The following is a 21,827-nucleotide window of genomic DNA, read 5'->3' on the forward strand; positions in this document are numbered from 1 at the left end:
TGTCCGAACCTCGTACTTGGCAAACCACCTAGCCAAGCCGGACCTTGCAGCGGCAATCGTCAAAACAAGGTTAATATAATGCTTACGATCGTGATTAATTTAACGTTTACATAAATTTGAGGCATCGCCCCCGGCCCTGAAAATGCGGGCGAGCGGCAGGCTCCAAAGTCAGTTTGAATACTGGAGGTCTGACGAGGGGACGTATGGCGGCGAGAAACTAGGCCGCCAGCCTTGCGAGTGCCCATGCCATCAATGGCGAATTCGGAAAGGTGAGCAGGCCGCCAATGCCGAGCGCGATGCCATAGGGAACGCCAGCCGTCCCGTCGGCGAAGTGGCGTAGGAACGGATTATGGCTGGTAACGGCTGCAAGCGGGGATTTGCGATAGACGAGGATGGCGAGCGTCAGCAATCCACCGATAAAGGCCGAGGCTACAAGATATTGAACGAGATGGACATTGAGCCCCATCCAGAGGGCGGTGGCGGCCAGCAGCTTGGCGTCGCCGCCTCCCATGCCGCCGAGCGCGAACAAACCGAACGTCACCGCGAGAACCATGCCGCCGGCGGCAAAATGCCAGCCATAAGTAGCCCAGTCCATCCCCGTCAACGGCGCGACCAGGGCAAAGACGGCCACAAGCAGAACCGGCACGCGATTGGCGATCGTCATCGACAGCATGTCGGAGATCGCGGCAAAAACCATGCAGAACGGAAAGACGACGAAGATCAGAGCTTCAAGCATCGGTGCGGCGCCTGTATTCGGCCTGTCTTGGTGTCAGCTTAGGCATGTTCGATTAACGAGTGATGAGCCGTGAATTCAAAATCGCCTGGCACAATGAACAAGGGCCGCCAATGAGGCGGCCCTTGATGCAACAAAGACCCGACGTCACTATCTGTTACGGCGCCGTCTGTGTGGGGACTTTGACGCCATTGACCGACTCGCCGATCACGTTGAACTTCTGGTTGATGCTATTGCCCAGCGCACCGGCGCCGACCATGATGGCGAGTGCGATGAGAGCGGCGATCAGACCGTATTCGATAGCGGTCGCGCCGGATTCGTCCTTCACAAAACGTGCAATGAGATTAGACATTCGAGAGCTCCTACTCCACGTGTTACAGCAATTCCGTCAACTTCTCTTGGCGGCTGATCGGATATTGCCAATCTATGGAGAAGCTCTTTCGATCGGCTTAATAAACAGTCTTACCGATTCCTTTCGGGGTTCGATGACATTGCGTGGTTAACCGTATCTAAGTGACGCCTCATGGACCCGACAGGCGCATCAACGGCCGCGAAAGGCGCAATTTGGCGACTTGGCAAAGGACGACCCGATCGAGGCGATCACGACGCCGATCCCGACATCATCGCGGGTTGCCGCCCGCTTAACTGTTGCTTCACCAATCTCGTTCATGTTCCGTTGAGCAGTTTGCCGCCGTGGAGCGCTTGAATGACCGGGCCGAGATCGTCCCTTCCGATTGCCGCGCTTCTTGCGGCCGCGGCCTTCGTTTTGCCGGCCAAGGCTGGCGCCGGCATCGAGGTCACGATGAACCAGGCGAAGATCGTCAAATTGTCGCGGGCCGCCGATACGATCGTCGTCGGCAATCCGGCGATCGCCGATGCCTCCGTGCAGGACGCTTCGACGATCGTGCTGACCGGCAAAGGCTTTGGTGTCACCAACCTCGTCGTCCTCGATCAAGAGGGCCGTCCGATCGTTGACGAGCAGATCACCGTGGTGCGACAGGACGCGTCGTCGGTACGCATCTATCGGCGTGCCGAAATACAGACCATGTCCTGCACGCCGTATTGCGAAAGCTCGTATAAAAGCGATGCGGAGAAGGCCTCCGAAGCCGAGATGAGCGCCGGCAGATAGCGACTGGGCGGTTTTCGCCCCGCTGAAATACCGCTCCGTTATCAGCCGGTTAAAAGCACTCCGTCAAATTTAGCGATCATCCAAACCGCACTTCAATGGGTTTCCGCTAATGTTCCCGCCGACACCCCTTCAGGATCAGCAGGCACGGGACATGAGCAAGGCACGACGAGCAAGCTTTTCGGTGCAATTCCTTGGCGATCGGCGCGGCAGCACGGCCATGGAGTTCGCCTTTCTTGCCGTACCGTTTGCGCTCCTCGTCTTTGCCATACTGGAGAGCTGCATTTCATTTGCCGGGCAAGAGGTGATGGCCAACATCACCGACGACGTCGCGCGCCAGATGCGGACGGGCCAGATAAGGCAGGCCGACATGAACGAGACCACGCTGAAGACCATGATCTGCAGCCGGCTGGAGATCATGGTCGCCAAAGGCTGTCCCGGATTGGAGGTGGATCTGCGCGAATATCCGACCTTCGCCGATGCGGCCAAAGCGGGCTTCAAGATCCAGGACCGCGAACCAGAAATCGTGCTGACGGGCACCGACCCCGCGACTTTTACGGTATCCCCGGGTCTGGCGGAGTCAATAAACATGCTGCGGGTTTTTTACAAATGGCCCGTCATCACCGATTTCATGGCCAGGTCGATGGCCAATCTGAAAGACAGCAAAACGCTGCATTTCACATCGGTGACCTGGCAAAACGAGCCGTTCGACAACTGAAACCGCATCGTTTTGTGAGTGGGAAGGGACGAGGGAATGGGGCGCGTGGGGGCATATTTGGGGACGGTTGGGATTGGCACGAAAGCCATCCGGTTCTGCTGCGATGCCCGCGGTGTCGCGGCCATTGAGTTTGCCTTTATCGTACCCGTCCTGTTGATCATGTACTTCATGACCATGGAAGCCTCGCAAGCTATCGAGACCAGCAAGAAGGTCAGTCGCATCGGCAGCATGGTCGCAGATCTCGTCACCCAGCAGCGGACCGTCGAGGCAGCCGAACTCGATGCGATCATGCAGATCGGCAACTCCACCCTTCGGCCCTACAACCGGTCGACCCCGGAAATCACCATCACGGCGATAGAGGTCACGCCCGACACGCCACCGCAAGTAAAGGTCGTTTGGTCACGCAAAATGGTTGGCGGCGCTTTTAGCGCCGGCGCTGCCAAGAAATCCATCACGACGGTTCCACCGGCGCTTGAGATCGAGGGCACCTTTCTCATTCGCGTCGAAAGCAATCTTGCATACGAACCGATCATCACCTGGTCGGCGGACAGTGAGAAGCGGATTGGATTGAGTTCGGCTTTCAGCTCGATATCGATGGGCGAAACCTATTTTCTCAGGCCCCGCGGGAGTCCGACGATCCCCTGCAGCACTTGCTGAAACGACCGCGCCGATTCCATTGCTATGGCCGATGGCTGACACCAGGCGCACGATGGCCGCGGCCATCGCGTAATCCTTCGGGCTGGCGAAGGCGAAGCCGGACGCGCCCAGCATCGTCATGATGGCCGCAGAGGCCTTCAAGGCACGCCTCATGTGCTCCCCCCGCTGTTTTTTGTCGATCATGCCACGCCGGCACTTCGCCACATCTCAACTATCGCGCCAAGCCGTCTGGTTCCGAATTGCCAAGGGCGGCGCGGAACCCTATGTCTGGGCAGACAAACAACAATAATGAAGCCCTGCAATGGCGCGCGCCTTTCTTTTCGTTCTCGATTCCTTCGGCATCGGCGGCGCGGCCGACGCCGAGCGCTATGGCGACGCCGGTTCCAACACGTTCGGACACATCGCCAGCGCCTGCGCGGATGGCCGGGCGGATCGCGAGGGGCTTCGCAAAGGGCCGCTTTCGGTGCCCAACATGCTCTCGCTCGGTCTCGGTCACGCGGCGAAAACCGCGATAGGATTAAGCGGCGAAAATGGCGGCAAGGCCAAGCTCGCCTCCGCCTTCCATGGCGCGGCGCAGGAGATTTCGAGCGGTAAGGACACGCCATCGGGCCATTGGGAAATCGCTGCCTTACCAGTCCGCTTCGACTGGGGTTATTTCCCGAACACGGTTCCCGCCTTTCCAGCCGACCTGACCGAAGCGATCATCCGCGAAGGAGGAGTGCCGGGCATTCTCGGCAATTGCCATGCCCCGGGCACCGAGATCATCGAGCGGTTCGGCGAGGACCATATCCGCACCGGCAAACCGATCTGCTACACTTCGGTCGACTCCGTCCTGCAGATCGCCGCGCATGAAATCCACTTCGGGCTGGAGCGGCTCTACGCGTTCTGCAAGGTGGTGCGCAGGCTGGTCGATCCGCTGAACGTCGGACGGGTGATCGCGCGGCCTTTCATTGGCGAAACCGCCGCCAGCTTCGAACGGACCCACAATCGCCGGGACTATTCGGTGCCGCCGCCCGAACCGACCCTGCTCGACCGGCTGACGGCGCGCGGCGGCCGGGTTATAGCGGTCGGCAAGATCGGCGACATCTTCGCCCATCGCGGCATTTCGGAAGTGCGCAAAGCCGCCGGCAATATGGCGATGTTCGACAAGGCCCTCGGCGCGATGGATGATGCGGGCGACGGGGATCTTGTCTTTGCCAATTTCGTCGATTTCGACACCGAGTTCGGCCATCGGCGCGACGTTGCCGGCTATGCCGCCGCGCTCGAGGCCTTCGACCGGCGGCTGCCGGAGGCGCTTGCACGGTTGAGGCGCGGCGATCTTCTCATCCTTACCGCCGACCATGGCAACGATCCGACCTGGCACGGCACCGATCATACGCGCGAACGCATTCCGGTGATCGGCACGGGACCGGGTTTTGGCGGCGACATCGGCCTCAGAACCACCTTCGCCGACATCGGTGAAACTGTCGCCGAACATCTCGGGCTGGCACGCGGCCGCCATGGCATCTCCTTCTACGCAACGATAGGCGGCCATGCCCGAGTTGCCTGAGGTCGAAACGGTCCGGCGCGGCCTGCAGCCGGTCCTGGAAGGTGCCCGCATCGCCCGCGTCGAGGCACGCCGGCCCGACTTGCGCTTTCCGTTTCCCGCGAAATTCTTGGAGAGGCTGACCGACAAGACGATTACGGCGCTCGGTCGCCGGGCCAAATACTTGACGATGCATCTGGAAGGCGGTCCGGTGCTGATCTGCCATCTCGGCATGTCGGGTTCGTTCCGCATCGAAATGTCTGATGACAGTGAAATGCCCGATAGCAGCGAAATGTTGGGCGCGTTTTATCACGAGCGCTCGAAAAGCGCAGTGCACGACCATGTCGTCTTCCATGTCGTTTCTCCCGGAGGCGGCCGATCGCGCGTAATCTTCAACGACCCGCGCCGTTTCGGCTTCATGCTGTTTTCGGAAGGGGCGCCCGACACGCATCCGATGCTGGCGGGGCTGGGCGTCGAGCCGACAGGCAATGCGTTGGACGGCAGGCTGCTCGCCTCGCTGCTGAAGGGCCGGAGGGCGCCGCTGAAGGCAGCACTTCTCGATCAGCGGCTGATCGCCGGGCTCGGCAATATCTACGTGTCGGAGGCCCTGTGGCGTGCCGGCCTGTCGCCGCTGCGCGAGGCGGGCACCATCGCAAAGCCTGGAAAAACTGCCAAACAGCAGAGCGACGCCTTGGCCGAAGCAATCCGCGCGGTGATCGCCGACGCGATCGCCGCCGGCGGATCGTCGCTGCGCGATTATGTGCAGACCGACGGATCGCTGGGCTATTTCCAGCATTCCTTCGCGGTCTATGATCGCGAGGGTGAACCCTGCCCCAAGCACGGCTGCGGCGGCCACATAGAGCGCATCGTGCAAAGCGGGCGTTCCACGTTCTATTGCCGGACCTGTCAGGTGTGAACCGCGAGAGTTGCACGCCGGATGTAAGCTAGATGACCGAGCGAGGAGATACAGTCATGGCCTATGAAACGATCATCGTGGAAGCCCGCGGCAAGGTCGGGCTGATCACGCTGAACCGGCCGAAGGCGCTCAATGCGTTGAACTCCGAGGTTCTGGCGGAAGTGGTCGCGGCCGTGAACGGCTTCTGTGCGAATGCCGACATCGGCGCGATGGTCATCACCGGTTCCGAAAAGGCCTTCGCGGCGGGTGCGGACATCAAGGAAATGCAGGCGATCTCCTTTGCCGACGCCTATGCGCAAGATTTCTTTGTCGGGTGGGAAGAGTTCACCCGCGCGCGCAAGCCTGTTATCGCGGCTGTGGCCGGCTATGCGCTCGGCGGCGGCTGCGAACTGGCGATGATGTGCGATTTCATCATTGCCGCCGACAACGCCAAGTTCGGCCAGCCCGAGATCACGCTCGGCGTCATGCCGGGTATGGGCGGATCGCAGCGCCTGACCCGCTTCGTCGGCAAGTCGAAGGCGATGGACATGTGCCTGACCGGGCGAATGATGGATGCGGCGGAGGCCGAGCGTTGCGGCCTGGTGTCGCGTGTCGTGCCTGCCGGCGAGTTGATCGACGAAGCGTTGAAGGCGGCGGCCAAGATAGCCGATTTTTCGCTGCCGTCGGTGATGATGGCGAAAGAGGCCGTCAACCGCGCCTATGAAACGACACTGGCCGAAGGTCTGCGGTTCGAGCGCCGGCTGTTTCATTCGCTGTTTGCGCTCGACGACCAGAAGGAAGGCATGGCGGCCTTTGCCGAGAAGCGGAAGCCGAATTTTGCGAATCGGTAGATCGTGCAGCAGCGGCTGGACCCGAGCGACAGCGGCAGCCAAAAAGAAGGCGAAGCAGCGTTGACGCGCCGGAAAAGCTGAACTATAAGCCGCACCAACCGAGGCGGCCCTGTGGCTGCCCGTTTGTTTTTTGCGCCCTGCGGCATCTCGCATGCGCCACCAGATCAGAAGAGAGGCATCATGGCCAATACCTCCTCGGCCAAAAAGGCAACGCGCAAGATCGCCCGTCGCACGGCGATCAACAAGAACCGCCGCTCGCGCGTGCGGACCTACATCCGCCAGGTCGAAGAGGCGCTCGCCTCGGGCGACAAGGCTGCCGCGCAGGCCGCTTTCAAAGTGGCGGAGCCGGAGTTGATGCGCGCCGCGAGCAAGGGCGTGGTGCATAAGAATACGGCATCCCGCAAGGTGTCGCGCCTGGCCCAGCGGCTCAAGGTGCTGTCGGCCTAATATAGCTTTCCCGAACTGGTGTTCTTCAAACCCGGCCTCTCGCGCCGGGTTTTTTCGTTTGCCGGCAAGTACTTAAAAAGAATGCTCGCAAACCACACCTCTGCGCGGACTTCAGTGTTCGAAATGCTTTGCCGGCATATACATGCCTGCTGATATTCGAGGCCGCTGAAAGCGTCCGCAACCTAAATATCTGCTGGCAAAAATTACCATTATTTTTCAAATGGTTATCTGTGGTCCGTCCACAACTTGTTCACATCGCATGCGGGGGATGGGGGACAATTGCCTGTCAAGAAAATTATTTCAGAAAATTTCGCGCGACGCGGGCTTTTTCATATTCGCCGGAAAAGGGTTTGAATCACAATGGCTTTGTCAAAATACACCCGTGCAACGCAAGGTCCGAACCCCTCTGCGCTAACCACATTCCTTAAAAATCCGTTAGTCGTGGCCTTGCCCTATCCACAACGATTTCGTTAATGTCGGTCTATCGAGAGGGACGGGCCGTTGGCCCTTAACCCAGCCTGAATCGGCCAGCAAAAATGGCAGAATTCATGACGTGGATCATTTCCGCGTACGGGTTGGGTTTGTCTTTCGATACGGTAGGGGATTGGCGTAATTGTATGGCAGCTCAATGACGCCGGCGTTTCGCCGGACGGCATTGTATTGCCCCGACATGTCCAAACGGGCTGGCTCTGAGGAGCCGGCGCCGACCCCCTGACAACGAGGCGACATCATCTGCCGGCGGCGGCAGTGGTGTCGCAGCGAAGACACGGTCGCCGGAAACATGGATGCAGGAGGCGTATCCCCGGCGGAAAAAGGTACAAAAGGACAAGGAACTCGATCATGCAGAGCGGCGTCGAAAGGGAGCTTACGGGCGACCTCCCATTCCCTGGAACCTTAACCGGAGGGGAGACAATGTCGGCTTCCAACGAGGCGGAACAGAAGTTCGACCGGGTCAAGGCCCAGTTGAAGGCGCGTCTGGGAACCGAAGTCTATTCGAGCTGGTTCGGGCGCATGAAGGTCGCGGAAGCATCCCGGGGCATTGTCCGCATCTCGGTGCCGACTGCCTTCCTGCGCTCGTGGATCAATGGCCACTATCTAGACCTCATCGCCGAGTTGTGGAAACACGAGGACCCCGAAGTCCTCAAGATCGAGATCGTCGTGCGTACCGCCACCCGCCCGGGGCGCAACGGCGTCGAGCCCGAAATGGCCCCGGCGCGCAAAATGACCCGGCAAGCGCAAACGGCGCTGGCCGCGGGAACAGCAGGCCCCGGCAGGGTGGAGCGGATGCCGGCACCTCGGCCCGGAATGCCTGCAGAGACCGAGTTCAGGCACAATGTGCTCGGTTCGCCGCTTGACCCGCGTTACACGTTCGGCTCCTTCATCGAGGGGCCATCGAACCGGGTGGCCTTCGCCGCAGCCAAGGCGGTGGCGGAATCGCAGTCGAGCGCCGTGCGCTTCAATCCACTCTTTCTTCACGCGACGGTGGGGCTGGGCAAGACGCACCTGCTGCAGGCGATCGCGGCGGAATCACTGAAGCAGAATCCAAAGTCGCGCGTCGTCTATCTCACGGCTGAATATTTCATGTGGCGGTTCGCCACCGCGATCCGCGACAACAACGCGCTGACGCTGAAGGAACAGCTGCGCGACATCGACCTCCTCATCATCGACGACATGCAGTTCCTGCAAGGTAAGTCGATCCAGCATGAATTCTGTCATCTTATCAACATGCTGCTCGACAGCGCCAAGCAGGTGGTGGTTGCCGCCGACCGGCCGCCGTCGGAACTGGAATCGCTGGAGCCTCGCGTCCGCTCTCGCCTCAACGGCGGCGTCGCACTCGAAATGTCGGCGCCGGACTTCGCCATGCGCATCGGCATGCTCAAGCTGCGCCTTGCAACTGCCAAGGCCGACGATGCATCGCTCGACATCTCCGAGGAGATCCTCAACCATGTCGCTCGCACGGTGACTGGCAGCGGCCGCGAACTCGAGGGTGCGTTCAACCAGCTTCTGTTCCGCCAGTCGTTCGAACCGCAGATCACCATCGACCGCATCGACGAGATCCTCGGCCACATTTATCGCTCGGGCGAGCCGAAGCGCGTGCGCATCGAGGACATCCAGCGCATCGTCGCGCGCCACTACAATGTGTCGAAGACAGAGCTTCTGTCCAACCGGCGCACGCGCACCATCGTCAAGCCGCGGCAGGTTGCGATGTACCTGTCGAAGGTAATGACACCGCGTTCCTTGCCGGAGATCGGACGGCGTTTCGGTGGTCGCGACCACACGACGGTGCTGCATGCCGTGCGCAAGATCGAGGATCTTTCCGGCGTCGACAACACGCTGGCGCAGGAGCTCGAATTGTTGAGAAGACTGATCAACGATCAGGCGTGACCCACCAAGACGAAGCGCGTCGCGTTTGGATAGCTGCGACGCGCTTGAAACTTTTGTTTTTATGGATAGGCGTTCGACCAAAACCGCTGCGCACTTTTGGTCGACAACCATTGGCTTGCGGGCTTCGCCAGCTTTATCCCCAAAAAGCCCATGTAGCCGGCCCGAACCGGCAGCGCGGGCTTGCGTTTGCGGGTTTTTTCCTGTCAGTTTGTGCAGATTCTGAGCCTGTTCAGACCTTTCGCGGGGCGCCGCTTGCCGGAGACCCGCTCATTCATTCAAGCGAGCCTGTTTCGTCATGCGTGTTATCCTGGAACGGTCAAATCTCCTGAAGTCACTCAACCACGTTCATCGCGTGGTCGAGCGGCGCAACACCATACCGATCCTGTCGAACGTGCTGCTGAGCGCCGAAGGCGCCACCCTCGAAATGAAGGCGACCGACCTCGATCTGGAGGTGACCGAAGCCACGCCCGCCAAGGTCGAGCGCGGCGGGGCGACGACAGTTCCGGCGCATCTGCTCTACGACATCGTGCGCAAACTCGCCGACGGTGCGGAGGTCATGCTGAAGACCGACGAGGACGGCAACGCCATGACGGTGACCTCGGGCCGATCGAGCTTCCGTCTCCAGTGCCTGCCGCAATCCGATTTCCCCGAGCTTTCGGCCGGATCGTTCTCGCACATCTTCCGGCTCGATTCGGTCGCGCTCAAGGGGCTGATCGAGAAGACCCAGTTCGCCATCTCCACCGAAGAGACACGCTATTACCTGAACGGTATCTATCTGCACACGCATGACGCAGACGGCAAGCTGAAGCTGCGCTCGGTCGCGACCGACGGCCATCGGCTGGCGCGCGCCGAGATCGACGCACCGGCAGGGTCCGAAGGCATGCCGGGCATCATCATTCCGCGCAAAACGGTCAGCGAGCTGCAAAAGCTGGTCGATGACCCCGATGTCGCCGTCACCACCGAATTGTCCGACACCAAGATCCGCTTCACCATCGGCAGCGTCGTTTTGACGTCGAAGCTGATCGACGGCACCTTCCCGGACTATCAGCGGGTCATCCCCACCGGCAACGATAAGAAGCTGATCATCGACCGTCAGAGTTTCGCGGCCGCCGTCGACCGCGTCTCGACCATTTCTTCCGAACGTGGCCGGGCGGTGAAGCTTTCGATTGGGGAAGGCCAGGTCACGCTTGCGGTCAACAACCCGGATTCGGGTAGCGCCACCGAAGAACTGGCTGCGGATTATTCGTCCGACGCGATTGAAATCGGCTTCAATGCCAAATATCTGCTCGATGTCGCCGCCCAGTTGACCGGCACTGAGGCGAAATTCATGCTGGCGGATGCCGGCTCGCCAACGTTGATCCACGATATGGCCGATGAAACCACGCTCTACGTGCTGATGCCGATGCGGGTATAGGCCTGAACGAGGCCATCTTGCTGTCATGACCGGAGCTGCGAAGCAAGCTGAGCGCGACCAGCAGCAGACTCACATAAGTAAGTTATCACTTACGAATTTCCGCAATTATGCAACGCTGTCGATCGATCTCGATCCTGGCGCCGTGGTTTTTTCCGGAGACAACGGCGCCGGCAAAACCAATCTGCTCGAAGCGATTTCCCTGCTGACACCGGGTCGCGGCCTGCGCCGTGCACCTTATGCCGATGTGGCGCGCGAAGGAGGCGACGGCGGCTTTGCCCTCCATGCCCGGCTCGATGGGCCGGACGGCGCGGTCGAGATCGGCACCGGCTTTGCCGGCGGCGACACCGCCGGCGAGGGCGGCCGGCGGGTGCGGATCAATGGCGCGGCAGCGCGCTCGGCGGAGGACATGCTGGAATGGCTGCGTGTCGTCTGGCTGACACCGGCGATGGATGCACTGTTCACCGGGCCGGCCGCAGACCGCCGGCGTTTTCTCGACCGGCAGGTGCTGGCGATCGATCCCGGCCATGGCCACCGCGCGCTCGACTACGAGAAAGCCATGCGCGGCCGAAATCGCTTGCTCGCCGAAGGCTCGCGTGACGGCGCCTGGTTCGATGCGATCGAGGCGCAAATGGCCGAAACCGGTGTGGCGATTGCCGCCGCGCGTGCCGAACTGGTACGCCTGCTTGCCGCGATGATCGACAGGCTGCCAAGCGCCGGTCCGTTTCCGCAAGCCGACATCGGCCTGTCGGGTGCATTGGAAAGTGAAGTCGCCACTTCCGCAGCTGTCGATGTCGAGGAGCGGTTCCGCCGCGCTCTTGCCGAGGGCCGCGAGCGCGACCGCGCCGCCGGGCGCACGCTCGACGGCCCGCACCGTTCGGATCTCGTGGTGCGGCACCGGCCCAAGGCGATGCCGGCTGAACTTTGTTCGACCGGCGAGCAGAAAGCGCTGCTGGTCGGCATGGTCCTGTCGCATGCCCGGCTGACCGGCGAGATGTCGGGCATGACGCCGATCTTGCTGCTCGATGAGATAGCCGCACACCTCGACAGCGGCCGGCGTGCCGCGCTGTTCTCGATCCTGGAAGAGCTGAACTGCCAGGCTTTCATGACCGGAACCGATGCAGCGCTGTTTTCCAGTCTCAAAGGACGCGCGCAGTTCCTGACGGTCGATCATGGTACGGTTGAGCCAACCAAAGACGCCTGACAAGATATCTCGGCAGCTATATTGTCTAGCAATGACGACCACCCTCACCGACGAAGAGCTTGAACGCTACGCCCGCCACATCGTGCTGCCCGAAATCGGCGGCGCCGGCCAGCAGCGTCTGAAGCGTGCGCGGGTCCTGGTCATCGGTGCCGGCGGGCTGGGAGCGCCGGTGCTCGAATATCTTGCCGCCGCCGGTGTTGGCACGCTCGGCATCATCGACGACGACAGCGTCTCGCTGTCAAACCTGCAAAGACAGGTGATCCACGGCACCGACACCGTCGGCATGGCGAAAACCGACAGTGCCAAAGCGGCAATCGCCCGCATCAATCCCAACGTAGCCGTGGAACTGCACAATCTCAGGCTGACGGCGGACAACGCCCCTGCCCTCGTCGCCCTCTACGACATCGTGGTCGACGGTTCCGACAATTTCGAAACACGCTATGCGGTCGCCGATGCCTGCGCCGCCGAAAAGCGGCCGCTGGTGCATGCCGCTGTCGGCCGCTTCGACGGTTCGGTAACCGTGCTGAAACCGTTCGAGACCGGCGCGGACGGCAGGCCGAACCCAAGCTATCGCGATCTTTTTCCGGAGCCGCCGCCATCTGGCCTGGTGCCGTCCTGCGCTGTGGCCGGCGTGCTCGGCGTGCTGACCGGCGTCGTCGGCACGCTGCAGGCGATGGAAGCGATCAAGCTGATTGCCGGCATCGGCGAGCCGCTGGTCGGCCGGCTGCTGCTTTACGATGCGTTGACGGCGCGCTTTGATACGATCCGCTACAAGAGAAACTAGATCTTGGGCAGCCCGGTTTCCGTCGAGCAGCTTCCGGCCGATTTCGATCGTTGGGACGAGGTGCTGGCGCTGATCATGCGCGCCTTCGCCTCGATGGACGGCGTCATCGATCCACCATCCTCGGCGCATCGGCTCACGGTGGAAAACCTCCGGGACAAGGCCAGGCAAGAAACGGCTTTTGCAGCGCTGAACGGCGACGGCGTCGTCGGCTGCGTTTTCGTTCTGGAACGGGCCCATGATTTCTATGTCGGAAAGCTCGCGGTCGAACCCGGCTTTCAGGAACAAGGGATTGGCAGGCAGCTGATGCAGGCGGTCGAGGATCTTGCCCGCCATCGCGGCAAGCCTGCTATCGAGCTTCAGACGCGGGTCGAACTGACCGCAAATCACGCGGCCTTTGCCCGCCTCGGCTTTCGCGAAACGGAGCGGACGGCGCATAAGGGCTACTACCGTCCGACCTCGATCACCATGCGCAAGGTGCTTTCGTAAGTTTGCGCTGACGTTAAGTCACGTCCGCAGCGGCAGTACACGGTCCGGCGGGCGGTGGCCATCGAAGAAGGCGCGGATGTTGATGATCACCTTCTCGCCCATGTCGATACGGCCTTCGAGCGTCGCCGATCCCATATGCGGCAACAGCACGACCTTGCCCTTGGCGGCGAGCTTCAGCAATTTGCTGTTCAGCGCTGGCTCATGCTCGTAGACGTCGAGGCCGGCGCCGGCGATCTTGCCGTCCTGGATCAGCTTGACCAGAGAGTCTTCGTCGATGATGTCGCCGCGCGCCGTGTTGACGATGTAAGCCGACGGCTGCAGAAGCGCCAGCCGCCGCGCCGAGAGCAGATGGAAGGTTGCCGGCGTCGACGGACAATTGACCGAGATGATGTCCATGCGGGCAAGCATCTGGTCGAGACTTTCCCAGTAGGTCGCCTCCAACTCGTCCTCGACCGCCGGCAGCACGCGATGGCGGTTGTGGTAGTGGATCGACAGCCCAAAAGCCTTGGCGCGCCGGGCGACAGCGGTGCCGATACGGCCCATGCCGACAATACCGAGACGTTTGCCCCAGATGCGCCGGCCGAGCATCCAGGTTGGCGACCAGCCCGCCCACTTCTTGTCGCCGGTCAGAACGTTGGCGCCTTCTGCCAACCGGCGCGGCACCGCTAGCATCAGCGCCATGGTCATGTCGGCTGTATCTTCGGTCAGCACGTTCGGCGTGTTGGTGACGGTGATGCCCTTCTTCGCAGCCGCCGCCACGTCGATCTTGTCGACGCCGTTGCCGAAATTGGCGATCAGCTTGAGGTTGTCGCCGGCCTGGGCGATCAGCGCTGCGTCGATATGATCGGTTATGGTCGGCACCAGCACGTCGGCTTCCTTGACCGCCGCAACCAGTTCCGGTTGCGTCATCGGCCTGTCTTCGACATTCAGCCGGGCGTCGAACAGCTCACGCATGCGGGTCTCGACCGGGTCGGGCAGCTTGCGTGTGATGACGACGAGGGGCCTTTTTCTGCCTACCATTGTTTCCTCGAACCCGACCTCGTTGAGACCTCTTTAACCAAGACAGGCGAAACTGGAGGCCGGTCGCGGTGCCAGTTCTCCATGTAACAAGAGGTTCCGCCGAAGACAAAGAAAAAGGGGCGCCAAGGCCGATGAGCCGGCGCCGAAAGGAATGAAAGTGTCTGGTTTCGCGTCGCTCCGCCTGGCCCTCAGCGCAGCATTTCTCGGCGCCCTTCTTTGTTCTCCGCATGCGGCGGCACAGAATGCCGCAGCACCCGCCCAGAGTGTCACGCTCGGGCCGAGCGGCCTGCCGCTACCGCGTTTCGTCAGCTTGAAATCGGCCCGCGTCAACTCCCGCGTTGGACCGGGCGTCAACTATTCCGTCGACTGGATGTACATGAAGCCCGGCCTACCGATGGAGATCATCCAGGAATTCGACACCTGGCGTCGTGTGCGTGATGCCGACGGCTCGGAAGGCTGGATCAACCAGTCGCTGCTTTCAGGCCGCCGCACGGCGATCGTGGCACCCTGGCAGCGCGGCAAGGATGCCCGAATCAATCTTCTCGACGACCCGCAAAAGGACGCCAGCATCGTTGCGATCATCGAGCCGGGCGTTATGGGCACGATCAAGTCCTGTGACGGCCAGTGGTGCGAAATGACCTTCGACGGCCACACCGGTTGGCTGGCTCAGTCGCTTGTCTGGGGCGCCTATCCGGGCGAACGGGTCAAGAACTGACTTCTTCTCGTCGGGTCGGGATCATGATCCCGCGGCCGGGAAGTATCTCGCCCAATGAAGCGCCGGTCAATCGCAGCGTTTGGGACGCAGCCTCACCACGATATCGACATTGGCGATCTCCATGCCTTCCGGCGGCTCCGGCAGGTTGGAAACCGTCACAGGACCGCTGGCGATATCGAAGATCCTGTTTTCGCCTTCAATGTAGAAATGATGGTGATCAGAGGTGTTGGTGTCGAAGTAGGTCTTCGACCCCTCGACGGCCAGGATGCGCAGAAGGCCCGCTTGCGTGAATTGGTGAAGGGCGTTGTAGACGGTGGCGAGCGACACCGGCACGCCGGCGGCAATCGCCTCCTCATGCAGCTCCTCGGCCGACAGATGGCGGTCGCCCTTGGCGAAAAGCAGATCGGCCAGCGCAATGCGCTGACGCGTCGGCCTCAGGCCAGCTTCGCGAACCCGCTTGTCCACAGCGACGTTTTCCTTCCGGCAGCCCAGATCCATCTATCCGTCCAAGCTCACAGTTTCGCCCCAACGTATGCCCAGAATGGCAAAAAACGAGCGTTGGCCGAAACTGGACACACCCCGACATATATTCTGTCGGCCGAATACGATCAATAGCGCGCATTGACCCAGGCAGACGGGCAGGTTAAGCGCAAACGCCGGTTTCCGGCCTGAAATAGATTGTGTTAGGAAACCAACGACAAGGGCGCACTACCGCCCGGACGATTACGGGGAAGAGATTGATGGCGGTTTCGAAATCCAGTTACGGCTACGAAGAACTGCTTGCCTGCGCCCGCGGCGAGCTGTTCGGACCTGGAAACGCCCAGCTCCCCTATCCGCCGATGCTGATGTTCGACCGCATCACCGAAATCAGCGAGACGGGCGGTGCCTTCGACAAGGGGTTCATCCGCGCAGAATTCGACATCAAGCCGGACCTGTGGTTTTTCGCCTGCCATTTCATCGGCAATCCGATCATGCCGGGATGCCTGGGCCTCGACGCCATGTGGCAATTGACGGGATTCTACCTCGGCTGGCTCGGCGAGCCGGGCAAGGGAATGGCGCTGTCGACCGGCGAGGTGAAGTTCAAGGGAATGGTGACGCCGTCGGTCAAGAAGGTGGAGTATGGCGTGGACTTCAAGCGCGTAATGCGCGGGCGGTTGGTGCTTGGTATCGCCGATGGCTGGCTGAAGGCGGATGGCGAACCCATATACGCAGCAACGGATCTAAAGGTGGGTCTGTCCAAGCAATCGGCTGCCGCCTGACCGGCGCCGCCACAGCGTCGCGAGTCCACGGGACGCGCAAAAGGAAGCTGTAGAACTTTAATTTGCGCATGATCCTTGTCCGACAGGTTTCATGCACTGGAAGGAGTTGCGAATGAGACGGGTCGTAGTGACAGGCCTCGGCATCGTGTCGTCGATCGGCAACAATGCCAACGAGGTGCAGGCCTCGCTCCACGATGCCAAGTCCGGCATCAGCTTCTCCGATTCATTCGCAGAACATGGTTTCCGCTGCCAGGTGTGGGGAGCGCCGACGCTCGACCCCTCCGCGATGATCGACCGTCGCGCCATGCGTTTCCTGTCGCAGGGTGCGGCCTGGAACCATGTCGCCATGGACCAGGCGATCGCGGACGCGGGACTTGGCGAGAGCGACATCACCAATGAGCGCACAGGCATCGTCATGGGATCGGGCGGACCATCGACCCGAGCCATCGTCGAAGCGGCCGAGACCACGCTCAAGAACGGCAGCCCCAAGCGCATCGGCCCGTTCGCCGTGCCGAAGGCGATGTCGTCGACCGCTTCGGCGACGCTCGCCACATGGTTCAAGATCCACGGTGTCAACTATTCGATCTCTTCGGCCTGCTCGACCTCGGCGCATTGCATCGGCAATGGCTACGAACTGATCCAGTGGGGCAAGCAGGACATGGTCTTCGCCGGCGGCCATGAGGATCTCGACTGGACGATGTCGGACCTGTTCGACGCGATGGGTGCCATGTCGTCCAAATTCAACGACAGGGCATCGGCCGCTTCGCGCGCCTATGACGCCGACCGCGATGGCTTCGTCATTGCCGGCGGCGCCGGTGTTCTGGTCCTGGAAGAGCTCGAGCACGCCAAGGCACGCGGCGCCAAGATCTACGCCGAGATCGTCGGCTATGGCGCTACCTCGGACGGCTATGACATGGTGGCGCCCTCCGGCGAAGGTGCGGTGCGCTGCATGCGGCAGGCGCTGGCGACCACCTCTTCGCCAGTCGACTACATCAACACACATGGCACTTCGACGCCGGTCGGTGACTCCAGGGAAATGGGCGCGATCCGCGAGGTGTTCGGCGAAAAGATGCCTTTCATCACCTCGACAAAATCGCTGACCGGCCATTCGCTGGGTGCGGCCGGCGTGCAGGAATCGATCTATTCGATCCTGATGATGCAAGGCGGCTTCATCGGCGAGAGCGCCCATATCGAGCAGCTCGATCCGGAATTCGAAGGCATGCCGATCGTGCGGGAGCGTATCGACAACGCGAGGATCGACACTGTTTTGTCCAATTCGTTCGGCTTCGGTGGCACCAACGCAACGCTGATTTTCCAGCGTTATTCCGCATAAGGCCCGCGTTTTTTAAGGATTGCCAACCATGGACGGATTGATGAAGGGCAAGCGCGGGCTTGTCATGGGTGTAGCCAACGACCATTCCATCGCCTGGGGGATCGCTCGGAAACTGTCCGAACATGGGGCGGAACTCGCCTTCACCTATCAGGGCGAAGCCTTCGGGCGGCGGGTCAAGCCGCTTGCCGATAAGCTCGGCTCCACGCTGGTGGTGCCTTGCGATGTCGAGGACAGCGCATCGGTTGCCGCTACCTTCGAGACCTTGGGCAAGGCCTGGGGTGGGCTGGACTTTGTCGTCCATGCCATCGGTTTTTCCGACAAGAACGAGCTGAAGGGCCTTTACGCCGACACCAGCCGTGACAATTTCGTCCGCACTATGGTCATCTCCTGCTACTCCTTCACCGAGGTCGCGCGTCATGCCGCGACGCTGATGAAGGACAGCGGCTCGATGATCACGCTGACCTATGCGGGTTCGGTCCGCGTCATGCCGAACTACAACGTCATGGGCGTGGCCAAGGCCGGGCTGGAAGCCAGCGTCCGCTATCTCGCCAACGACTACGGCCCGCGCGGCATCAGGGTGAACGGCATATCGGCAGGACCGGTGCGGACGTTGGCCGGCGCCGGGATTTCCGACGCACGCCACATGTTTTCCTACCAGCAGCGGAACTCGCCGCTGCGCCGTACCGTGACCATCGACGAAGTTGGTGGTTCCGCGCTGTACCTCCTGTCAGACTTGTCGTCGGGCGTCACCGGCGAAATCCACTATGTCGATTCCGGCTACCACATTGTCTCGATGCCGGCGCTTGACGAGTTGAAGCAGGCCGACAACGGCCGGGAATAATTCGGCCGTAGAAGATGCCTTGGTCCGGTAAAACTTCGCCTCAGCATCGCGCTGCGAGAATCTTGAACATCCCGTCTCGGGCGATCTCGGCATGGCTGGAGAAGGCGGCCGCCAGCACCGGCTCGTAGGGCAGCTGACGGTTCGCCACCATGAACAGCCGCCCACCCGGCTTCAGCGCCTTCGCCGCTGCGCGGATCATACCGGCGCCGATCTCCGGCTCTGCCGCGCGGCTGCGGTGGAAGGGCGGGTTCATGACGATGGCGTCATAGCGGCGCTCGACCGGCTCGCTCAAAAGATCGATCCAGAAGAAATTTGGTTCGGCCGCTGTGTTGCCGATATTGCCCTTCGCCGCCTCCAGCGCATCGAACTCCGCCTCATAGAGATCGAGCGCCGAGATGCCGGGTGAGCGGGCGGCGACCTCGGCCGCCACATAGCCCCAGCCGGCGCAGAAATCGGCAATATTGCCACGCAGGTCGCGGGGCAGATTGTCCACCAGCAATCTCGAACCTGCATCGATCTTGTCGAAAGAGAACATGCCCGGTGCGGTGCGGAAACGGCCCTCGACCAGAAGGGCTGGATTGGCGGCGTAAAGTGCTGCAGCGGCCGCGGCATCGGCCGGCCGACGGAACCAGAAGGCGATGCCGTGATGTTTCGGCAAATGGCCATCGAGCGGCACAAGTTCGTCGGTGCGCTTGCGCAGGCTGGCAATGCCATCGTCCTTGGCGCCAGCGACGATAATCGATCCGCCCGGCCTCACACGCTCAATCGCCTCAGCGATGCGCAATTCGTTTTGCCCGCGATGACGGCCGGCAAGCACCAGTGCCGCATCGAAACCTTCGCCCTCCAGGCGCGGCGTGACCGTGAAGCCGGCCCTCTGCAGCGTGCGAAAATGCGGGCGGAAGCCTTGCACCAGATGCAGTGTTGCATCGAAGCTTTCGGGCAGGCGGAAACCCGGTTCAGCGCCCAGAAAGAGCACGCGCTCGCCTTCACGCGGCACGGAGGCAGCCCCGGCCTCGAATGGGTGGAACAATGTTTTCAGCGGCTCGGCGGACATTTTTCGATCTCGAAATGCAGCTGGCTTGTCTTGAAAATGAAAACGGGCGCGCCCTGTCGGCGCGCCCGCTTCGATTATAGTGTCAGATCGCTCAGGCGGCGTCTTCTTCGCCTTCGGCCTTCTTGTCGCGGGCGATTTCCTTGCCCGTGGCCTGGTCGACGACCTTCATCGACAGGCGGACCTTGCCGCGCTCGTCGAAGCCCATCAGCTTGACCCATACCTTGTCGCCTTCCTTGACGACGTCGGAGGTCTTGGCGACGCGATCGTTGGCGAGCTGCGAGATATGGACGAGGCCGTCACGCGGACCGAAGAAGTTGACGAAAGCGCCGAAGTCCGCAGTCTTGACGACCGTGCCCTCGTAGATCTCGCCGACTTCCGGCTCGGCGACGATGGTGTGGATCCACTTCTTCGCCGCCTCGATCTCCTTGGCGTTGGACGAAGCGATCTTGACCGTGCCGTCGTCCTCGATGTTGATCTTGGCGCCGGTCTTTTCGACGATCTCGCGGATGACCTTGCCGCCCGAGCCGATCACGTCGCGGATCTTGTCGGTCGGGATATGCATGACCTCGATGCGCGGCGCGAACTCACCGAGTTCGGAACGCGCGCCGGAGAGCGCATTGCCCATTTCGCCGAGAATATGCTGGCGGCCGTCCTTGGCCTGGTCCAGCGCGATCTTCATGATCTCCTCGGTGATGCCCTCGATCTTGATGTCCATCTGCAGCGAGGTGATGCCATTGGCGGTGCCGGCAACCTTGAAGTCCATGTCGCCGAGGTGATCCTCATCACCGAGGATGTCGGAGAGCACCGCGAAGCGCTCGCCTTCCTTGATCAGACCCATGGCGATGCCGGCGACCGGCTTGGCCAGCGGCACGCCGGCATCCATTAGCGCCAGCGAGGTGCCACAGACGGTGGCCATCGACGACGAACCGTTGGATTCGGTGATCTCCGAGACGACGCGCAGCGTGTAGGGGAACTGGTCTGCGCTCGGCAGCATCGGCCGGATGGCGCGCCAGGCGAGCTTGCCGTGGCCGATTTCGCGGCGGCCGGGCGAACCCATGCGACCGGTTTCACCGACCGAATAGGGAGGGAAGTTGTAGTGAAGGAGGAACTTCTCCTTGTACATGCCGGTCAGCGAATCGACGTACTGCTCGTCCTCGCCGGTGCCGAGCGTGGCAACGACCAGAGCCTGGGTCTCGCCGCGGGTGAACAGCGCCGAGCCGTGGGTGCGTGGCAGGACGCCGACTTCGGAGACGATCTTGCGGACCGTCTTCAGGTCGCGACCGTCGATGCGCGAACCGGTGTCGAGGATGTTCCAGCGCACGACCTTGGCCTGGAGCTCCTTGAATACGGTGCCGATCTGTTCGGACGTGTATTTTGCTTCCTCGCCTTCGGCAGGTACGAACGCAGCCTTGACCTTCGCCTTGACGGCGTCGACGGCGGCGTAGCGCTTCTGCTTGTCGGTGATCTTGTAGGCATCGCGAAGCTCGCCTTCGACGATCTTCAACATCTCGGCTTCAAGCGCCGAATAGTCCGGCGCGGTAAAATCGCGCGGGTCCTTGGCGGCAACCTCGGCCAGCTTGATGATCGCGTCGATTACCGGCTGGAAGCCGCGATGGCCGAACATGACGGCGCCGAGCATCAGATCCTCGCCGAGTTCCTTGGCTTCGGACTCGACCATCAGCACAGCATCGGCAGTGCCGGCGACGACCAGGTCAAGCTTGGATTCCTGCATCTCGTCGACATGCGGATTGAGCACATATTCGCCGTTGATGTAACCGACGCGGGCGCCGCCGATCGGGCCCATGAAGGGGACGCCGGACAGCGTCAGGGCCGCCGAGGTGGCGACGATCGACAGGATATCCGGATCGTTCTCAAGGTCGTGCTGGACGACGGTGACGACTATCTGCGTGTCGTTCTTGTAGCCGTCGGCGAAGAGCGGGCGGATTGGGCGGTCGATGAGGCGGGAGACCAGCGTCTCCTTCTCGCTCGGACGACCTTCGCGCTTGAAATAACCGCCTGGGATCTTGCCGGCGGCATAGGTCTTTTCCTGGTAGTTGACGGTCAGCGGGAAGAAATCGAGGCCGGGCTTCGGCTCCTTCATCGAAACGACGGTGGCGAGAACCTTGGTTTCGCCGTAGGTGGCGAGCACTGCGCCGTCAGCCTGGCGCGCGATCTTGCCGGTTTCGAGGATGAGCGGACGACCGCCCCATTCGATTTCCACTTTGTGGTGATTGAACATATCTTGTCCTTTATATGCGGAAAGGGCCGCGCCGTTTCACCGTGCGCGAATGCCCCTTCCCCCTTGGCTTCGTTTCTCGGGCAGCCACGGGCAAGACAACGGGAAGCTCAGGTAAATCCGGCGCGATTGCCGTGCGAGCGTCCT

At 61.5% G+C, this 21,827-nt stretch carries 22 protein-coding genes; 16 read left to right on the forward strand and 6 right to left on the reverse strand.

Annotation, left to right across the window (positions count from 1 at the left end):
• Positions 1 to 217: 217 nt before the first annotated feature.
• Positions 218 to 736 (reverse strand): A24 family peptidase, encoded by a 519-nt coding sequence (locus ABID19_RS06705; RefSeq protein ID WP_354489021.1) that lies wholly within the window; start codon positions 734 to 736, stop codon positions 218 to 220.
• Between the two features lie 154 nt (positions 737 to 890).
• Positions 891 to 1,085: a Flp family type IVb pilin gene (locus tag ABID19_RS06710; RefSeq protein ID WP_354489023.1), complete on the reverse strand. Its 195-nt coding sequence runs from the start codon at positions 1,083 to 1,085 to the stop codon at positions 891 to 893.
• Positions 1,086 to 1,439: 354 nt separating this feature from the next.
• Here ABID19_RS06710 and ABID19_RS06715 point away from each other — a divergent pair, with 354 nt between their 5' ends.
• The 12 genes from ABID19_RS06715 (at position 1,440) to ABID19_RS06770 (ending at position 13,222) form a co-directional block, all read left to right on the forward strand.
• Positions 1,440 to 1,862: a pilus assembly protein N-terminal domain-containing protein gene (locus tag ABID19_RS06715; RefSeq protein WP_352933982.1), complete on the forward strand. Its 423-nt coding sequence runs from the start codon at positions 1,440 to 1,442 to the stop codon at positions 1,860 to 1,862.
• A gap of 151 nt (positions 1,863 to 2,013) precedes the next feature.
• Positions 2,014 to 2,577: a TadE/TadG family type IV pilus assembly protein gene (locus tag ABID19_RS06720; protein WP_354489024.1), complete on the forward strand. Its 564-nt coding sequence runs from the start codon at positions 2,014 to 2,016 to the stop codon at positions 2,575 to 2,577.
• Positions 2,578 to 2,613: 36 nt separating this feature from the next.
• Positions 2,614 to 3,234 carry a TadE/TadG family type IV pilus assembly protein gene (locus ABID19_RS06725; protein WP_354489026.1) on the forward strand — a complete coding sequence of 207 codons (621 nt, stop codon included), beginning with the start codon at positions 2,614 to 2,616 and terminating at the stop codon, positions 3,232 to 3,234.
• A 301-nt stretch (positions 3,235 to 3,535) separates the two neighbouring features.
• Complete coding sequence (locus tag ABID19_RS06730) at positions 3,536 to 4,783, forward strand: phosphopentomutase (RefSeq protein WP_354489028.1); 1,248 nt, start codon at positions 3,536 to 3,538, stop codon at positions 4,781 to 4,783.
• A complete protein-coding gene (mutM, locus tag ABID19_RS06735; RefSeq protein WP_354489030.1) occupies positions 4,767 to 5,675 on the forward strand; it encodes a bifunctional DNA-formamidopyrimidine glycosylase/DNA-(apurinic or apyrimidinic site) lyase in 909 nt (302 codons plus the stop codon). Before ABID19_RS06730 ends, mutM begins: the two co-directional genes overlap by 17 nt.
• Positions 5,676 to 5,731: 56 nt before the next feature.
• Positions 5,732 to 6,505 carry an enoyl-CoA hydratase gene (locus tag ABID19_RS06740; protein ID WP_354489032.1) on the forward strand — a complete coding sequence of 258 codons (774 nt, stop codon included), beginning with the start codon at positions 5,732 to 5,734 and terminating at the stop codon, positions 6,503 to 6,505.
• Between the two features lie 180 nt (positions 6,506 to 6,685).
• Positions 6,686 to 6,952: a 30S ribosomal protein S20 gene (gene rpsT, locus ABID19_RS06745; RefSeq protein ID WP_023802137.1), complete on the forward strand. Its 267-nt coding sequence runs from the start codon at positions 6,686 to 6,688 to the stop codon at positions 6,950 to 6,952.
• A gap of 912 nt (positions 6,953 to 7,864) precedes the next feature.
• The gene (gene dnaA, locus ABID19_RS06750; protein ID WP_354489035.1) at positions 7,865 to 9,337 is read left to right on the forward strand and encodes a chromosomal replication initiator protein DnaA; all 1,473 of its coding nucleotides are present in this window, start codon (positions 7,865 to 7,867) and stop codon (positions 9,335 to 9,337) included.
• A 295-nt stretch (positions 9,338 to 9,632) separates the two neighbouring features.
• A complete protein-coding gene (gene dnaN / locus ABID19_RS06755; protein ID WP_123146529.1) occupies positions 9,633 to 10,751 on the forward strand; it encodes a DNA polymerase III subunit beta in 1,119 nt (372 codons plus the stop codon).
• A gap of 25 nt (positions 10,752 to 10,776) precedes the next feature.
• Positions 10,777 to 11,952 carry a DNA replication/repair protein RecF gene (recF, locus tag ABID19_RS06760; RefSeq protein WP_354489038.1) on the forward strand — a complete coding sequence of 392 codons (1,176 nt, stop codon included), beginning with the start codon at positions 10,777 to 10,779 and terminating at the stop codon, positions 11,950 to 11,952.
• A 31-nt stretch (positions 11,953 to 11,983) separates the two neighbouring features.
• Positions 11,984 to 12,736 (forward strand): molybdopterin-synthase adenylyltransferase MoeB, encoded by a 753-nt coding sequence (locus ABID19_RS06765; protein WP_354489040.1) that lies wholly within the window; start codon positions 11,984 to 11,986, stop codon positions 12,734 to 12,736.
• Positions 12,737 to 12,739: 3 nt separating this feature from the next.
• On the forward strand, positions 12,740 to 13,222 hold the full coding sequence (locus ABID19_RS06770) for a GNAT family N-acetyltransferase (RefSeq protein WP_435528696.1): 483 nt from the start codon (positions 12,740 to 12,742) through the stop codon (positions 13,220 to 13,222).
• A gap of 18 nt (positions 13,223 to 13,240) precedes the next feature.
• Here the strand turns inward: ABID19_RS06770 and ABID19_RS06775 are convergent, their stop codons facing one another.
• On the reverse strand, positions 13,241 to 14,242 hold the full coding sequence (locus ABID19_RS06775) for a 2-hydroxyacid dehydrogenase (protein ID WP_352934016.1): 1,002 nt from the start codon (positions 14,240 to 14,242) through the stop codon (positions 13,241 to 13,243).
• Positions 14,243 to 14,399: 157 nt separating this feature from the next.
• Here ABID19_RS06775 and ABID19_RS06780 point away from each other — a divergent pair, with 157 nt between their 5' ends.
• On the forward strand, positions 14,400 to 14,957 hold the full coding sequence (locus ABID19_RS06780) for an SH3 domain-containing protein (protein WP_354489041.1): 558 nt from the start codon (positions 14,400 to 14,402) through the stop codon (positions 14,955 to 14,957).
• Between the two features lie 66 nt (positions 14,958 to 15,023).
• Here the strand turns inward: ABID19_RS06780 and irrA are convergent, their stop codons facing one another.
• Positions 15,024 to 15,455, reverse strand: a complete 432-nt coding sequence (irrA, locus tag ABID19_RS06785) for an iron response transcriptional regulator IrrA (protein ID WP_006337949.1) — start codon at positions 15,453 to 15,455, stop codon at positions 15,024 to 15,026.
• Between the two features lie 242 nt (positions 15,456 to 15,697).
• Between irrA and fabA the strand changes: the two genes are divergently transcribed.
• From fabA to fabI, 3 genes are all read left to right on the forward strand, one after another.
• Positions 15,698 to 16,216 carry a 3-hydroxyacyl-[acyl-carrier-protein] dehydratase FabA gene (gene fabA, locus ABID19_RS06790; protein ID WP_352934021.1) on the forward strand — a complete coding sequence of 173 codons (519 nt, stop codon included), beginning with the start codon at positions 15,698 to 15,700 and terminating at the stop codon, positions 16,214 to 16,216.
• A gap of 112 nt (positions 16,217 to 16,328) precedes the next feature.
• The gene (gene fabB / locus ABID19_RS06795) at positions 16,329 to 17,549 is read left to right on the forward strand and encodes a beta-ketoacyl-ACP synthase I (protein ID WP_354489043.1); all 1,221 of its coding nucleotides are present in this window, start codon (positions 16,329 to 16,331) and stop codon (positions 17,547 to 17,549) included.
• 28 nt (positions 17,550 to 17,577) lie between these two features.
• Complete coding sequence (gene fabI, locus ABID19_RS06800) at positions 17,578 to 18,390, forward strand: enoyl-ACP reductase FabI (RefSeq protein WP_354489045.1); 813 nt, start codon at positions 17,578 to 17,580, stop codon at positions 18,388 to 18,390.
• A gap of 40 nt (positions 18,391 to 18,430) precedes the next feature.
• On the opposite strand, the gene ABID19_RS06805 is transcribed toward fabI, so the two are convergent.
• Both ABID19_RS06805 and pnp read right to left on the reverse strand, forming a co-directional pair.
• Complete coding sequence (locus ABID19_RS06805) at positions 18,431 to 19,444, reverse strand: class I SAM-dependent methyltransferase (protein WP_354489047.1); 1,014 nt, start codon at positions 19,442 to 19,444, stop codon at positions 18,431 to 18,433.
• 91 nt (positions 19,445 to 19,535) lie between these two features.
• Positions 19,536 to 21,683 (reverse strand): polyribonucleotide nucleotidyltransferase, encoded by a 2,148-nt coding sequence (pnp, locus tag ABID19_RS06810; RefSeq protein WP_354489049.1) that lies wholly within the window; start codon positions 21,681 to 21,683, stop codon positions 19,536 to 19,538.
• Positions 21,684 to 21,827 lie beyond the last annotated feature (144 nt).

This window comes from Mesorhizobium robiniae (genome assembly GCF_040545535.1).
Classification (GTDB): Bacteria; Pseudomonadota; Alphaproteobacteria; order Rhizobiales; family Rhizobiaceae; genus Mesorhizobium; species Mesorhizobium robiniae.